This is a genomic window from Aurantimonas sp., from assembly GCF_964217435.1.
GTDB lineage: Bacteria > Pseudomonadota > Alphaproteobacteria > Rhizobiales > Rhizobiaceae > Aurantimonas > Aurantimonas coralicida.
In genome coordinates this window covers 1-3,871 of the sequence record NZ_CAXPJM010000025.1, presented here as the reverse complement: position 1 = coordinate 3,871, position 3,871 = coordinate 1, and the positions used below count along the sequence as shown (strand labels likewise).

At 68.3% G+C, this 3,871-nt stretch carries 4 protein-coding genes; all 4 read left to right on the top strand.

The features are described 5' to 3' along the window. Positions 1 to 27: 27 nt before the first annotated feature. The 4 genes from ACEQX1_RS10990 to trbJ are packed head-to-tail and all read left to right on the top strand — an operon-like array spanning position 28 to position 3,840. Positions 28 to 363: a TrbC/VirB2 family protein gene (locus tag ACEQX1_RS10990; RefSeq protein WP_370196826.1), complete on the top strand. Its 336-nt coding sequence runs from the start codon at positions 28 to 30 to the stop codon at positions 361 to 363. Beyond that, a complete protein-coding gene (locus ACEQX1_RS10985; RefSeq protein WP_017503596.1) occupies positions 360 to 641 on the top strand; it encodes a VirB3 family type IV secretion system protein in 282 nt (93 codons plus the stop codon). Before ACEQX1_RS10990 ends, ACEQX1_RS10985 begins: the two co-directional genes overlap by 4 nt. Then, positions 638 to 3,127 (top strand): conjugal transfer protein TrbE, encoded by a 2,490-nt coding sequence (gene trbE / locus ACEQX1_RS10980; protein ID WP_282499692.1) that lies wholly within the window; start codon positions 638 to 640, stop codon positions 3,125 to 3,127. The genes ACEQX1_RS10985 and trbE overlap by 4 nt, the downstream gene beginning before the upstream one ends. Next, positions 3,124 to 3,840 carry a P-type conjugative transfer protein TrbJ gene (trbJ, locus tag ACEQX1_RS10975; RefSeq protein WP_017503598.1) on the top strand — a complete coding sequence of 239 codons (717 nt, stop codon included), beginning with the start codon at positions 3,124 to 3,126 and terminating at the stop codon, positions 3,838 to 3,840. Before trbE ends, trbJ begins: the two co-directional genes overlap by 4 nt. The last annotated feature ends 31 nt before the right edge of the window (positions 3,841 to 3,871 follow it).

The window sequence follows — 3,871 nt, the reverse complement described above, 5'->3', positions numbered from 1 at the left end:
CACCACCCCCCAGACCGGAGACCTGCCATGATCCATGCCTTGTCGCATGGCGCACGCCGCGCCATGCTCGCCGCCACCGCCAGCGTCATCGCGCTCACCATCTCGGCGCCCGCCCACGCGGGCGGGTCGTCGATGCCGTGGGAAGCCCCGCTGCAATCCATCCTCGAAAGCATCGAGGGGCCGGTCGCGAAGATCATCGCGGTCATCATCATCATCGTGACCGGCCTCACCTTGGCCTTCGGCGACACCTCGGGCGGCTTTCGCCGGCTGATCCAGATCGTCTTCGGCCTGTCGATCGCCTTCGCCGCGTCGAGCTTCTTTTTGTCGTTCTTCTCGTTCGGCGGCGGGGCGCTGATCGCATGACGGGCGCGGCCGATCCCGTCGAGCCGATCGCCGGCTTCTATGCGCCGGTCCATCGGGCGCTGACCGAGCCGATCCTGCTCGGCGGCGCCCCGCGCTCGCTCGCCATCGTCAACGGCACGCTCGCCGGCGCGATCGGCCTCGGCCTTCGCCTCTGGATCGCCGGGCTGGCGATTTGGGCAATCGGTCATGCGTTGTCGGTTTGGGCCGCGCGCCGTGATCCGCAGTTCGTGGACGTGGCCCGGCGGCACCTCCGCTATCCGGCGTGGATGCGGCCATGATGGGCCTGCGCGAATACAGGAATCGCGCCGCCCACCTGGCCGACTTCCTGCCCTGGGCCGCGCTGGTCGGCGAGGGCGTCGTTCTCAACAAGGACGGCAGCTTTCAGCGCACGGCGCGTTTCCGTGGCCCCGATCTCGACAGCGCCACACCCGCCGAGCTGGTCGCCACCACCGCGCGGCTCAACAACGCGCTCCGGCGTCTCGGCTCGGGCTGGGCGATCTTTGTCGAGGCGCAGCGCAGTCCCGCGCTCGACTACCCCGATTCCGATTTTCCCGATTCGGTCTCGGCGCTCGTGGACATGGAGCGCCGCGAACAGTTCCGCGAGGAAGGCGCGCATTTCGAGAGCGCCTATTATCTCACCCTGCTGTGGATGCCGCCGGCCGAGGAAGCGGCGCGCGCGGAAGGGTGGCTCTACGAGGGCCGGTCCACCAGCGGCGTCGATCCGTGGGAACTGCTCAAGGGCTTCGCCGACCGCAGCGACCGCGTTCTCAATCTGGTCGAGGGCTTCGTGCCCGAGGTCCGCTGGCTCGATGACGGCGAGACGCTGACCTACCTGCACAGCACCATCTCAACCCGCCGCCAGCGCGTGCGCGTGCCGGAAACTCCGATGCACCTCGACGCGCTACTCGCCGACGAGCCGCTGACCGGCGGGCTCGAACCGAAGCTCGGCGAGCACCATCTGCGCACGCTCACCATCGTCGGCTTCCCGAGCGTGACCTTCCCCGGCCTGCTCGACGAGCTGAACCGGCTCGCCTTCGAGTATCGCTGGTCCACCCGCGCGCTGATGCTCGACAAGACCGACGCGACCAAGCTGCTGACCAGGATCAGGCGGCAATGGTTCGCCAAGCGCAAATCGGTCGCGGCCATCCTCAAGGAAGTCATGACCAACGAGGCGTCCACGCTGCTCGACAGCGACGCCTCGAACAAGGCCGCCGACGCCGACACCGCCTTGCAAGAGCTGGGCTCCGACTATGCCGGCATGGCCTATGTCACCGCGACGGTGACGGTGTGGGACGGCGATCCCGCCATTGCGGCCGAGAAGCTGCGGCTGGTCGAGAAGGTCATCCAGGGCCGCGACTTCACCGTGATCCCCGAGGGGATGAACGCGATCGAGGCATGGCTGGGGAGCCTGCCCGGCCACACCTACGCCAACGTCCGGCAACCGCCGATCTCCACCATCAATCTCGCCCATCTGATCCCCCTGTCAGCAGTATGGGCGGGGCCGGAACGGGACGAGCACTTCGGACAACCCCCCTTGCTCTATGGCAGGACCGAAGGCTCGACCCCGTTCCGGTTTTCCCTTCACCCCGATGGCAGCGATGTCGGCCACACGCTGATCGTCGGCCCGACCGGCGCGGGCAAGTCGGTGCTGCTCGCGCTAATGGCGATGCAGTTCCGCCGCTACGAGAACGCCCAGGTCTTCGCGTTCGACTTCGGTGGCTCGATCCGCGCCGCCACGCTGGCGGCGGGCGGAGACTGGCAGGATCTCGGGCTGTCCGACGACGGCGACGGCAGCGTCCAGCTACAGCCGCTCGCCCGTATCGACGATCCGGCCGAGCGCGCATGGGCGGCCGAATGGCTGGCGGCGATCCTCGCCAGCGAAGGCGTCCCCGTCGATCCGCAGGCCAAGGAGCATCTGTGGTCGGCGCTCGGCTCCCTTGCCAGTGCGCCCGTGCCGGAACGCACGCTGACCGGGCTCGCGGTTCTGCTCCAGAGCCAGCAGCTCAAGCAGGCGCTCGCCCCCTATTGCCTTGGTGGACCGTGGGGCCGGCTGCTCGATGCCGAGGTCGAACGGCTCGGCGAAGCGTCGGTGCAGGCGTTCGAGACGGAGGGCCTGGTTGGCGGCGGATCAGCCGCCTCCGTCCTGTCCTACCTGTTCCACCGGATCGAAGGCCGGCTGGACGGCTCGCCGACGCTCATCATCATCGACGAGGGCTGGCTGGTTCTCGACACCCCCGACTTCGCAGCCCAGCTCCGCGAATGGCTTAAGACCTTGCGGAAGAAGAACGCCAGCGTCGTTTTCGCCACGCAGAGCCTGGCCGACATCGAAACCTCTAACATCGCGCCGGCCATCATCGAGAGCTGCCCGACGCGCATCTTCCTGCCGAACGAGCGCGCCGCCGAGCCGCAGATCGCCGCCATCTACGAACGGTTCGGCCTCAACGCTCGCCAGATCGAAATCCTCAGCCGGGCCACGCCCAAGCGCGACTATTACTGCCAGTCGCGGCGCGGCAACCGGCTGTTCGAGCTGGGGCTAGGCGAGGTCGCGTTGGCCTTCGCCGCCGCGTCTTCCAAGACCGATCAGCTCCGCATCGCCGAACTGGTCGAGACCCACGGCCGCGAGCGCTTCGCCGCCGAATGGCTGCGCCATCGCGGCCTGGCCTGGGCGGTCGATCTTCTTCCCGAACCCCAACTCGATCCGCTGGCCGGTCGCCGGGAAGATGCCGGCCAGCTCCCCCTTGCCTTGAAGGACACGACCCCATGAAACCCAATATCCTGCGCCGCGCCATGCTGGCCGGCGCCATCGCCACATCGAGCATGATCGGCATCACCGCCGCCACGCCGGCGCACGCTCAGTTCGGCGGGATCGTCTATGACCCGACCAATTATGCGCAGAACGTGCTGACGGCCGCGCGGTCGCTCCAGCAGGTCAACAACCAGATTCAGCAAATCCAGCAGCAGGCGACCAGTCTCGTCAACGAGGCGCGCAACCTGGCTTCGCTGCCGTTCAGCTCGCTCCAGCAGTTGCAGCAGCAGGTGCAGCGCACCCAGCAGCTTCTCGGCGAGGCGCAGCGCATCGCTTATGACGTGCAGAACGTCCAGCAGGTGTTCAACGGCCGCTACAAGGGCGCGGCGCTCACCGGCACCCACGCGCAGATGGTCGCCAACGCCAATGCCCGCTGGGAGGATAGCGTCGGCGCCTTTCAGGATGCCTTGCAGGTGCAGGCCGGCGTCGTCGGCAACATCGAAGGCGCCCGCACGACGATGTACAGCCTGGTCTCGGCCAGCCAGTCGGCGACCGGCGCGCTCCAGGCGACGCAGGCGGGCAACGAGCTCCTCGCGCTGCAATCGCAGCAGCTCGCCGACCTCACCGCCGCGGTCGCGGCGCAGGGCCGGGCGCAGGCGCTGCAATCCGCCCGCCAGGCGGCCGAGGAGGCCGAAGGGCGCGAGCGGTTCCGCCGCTTCATGGGCAACTGAGACGCCCGATGTCGCGCACGGCGAAGATCGC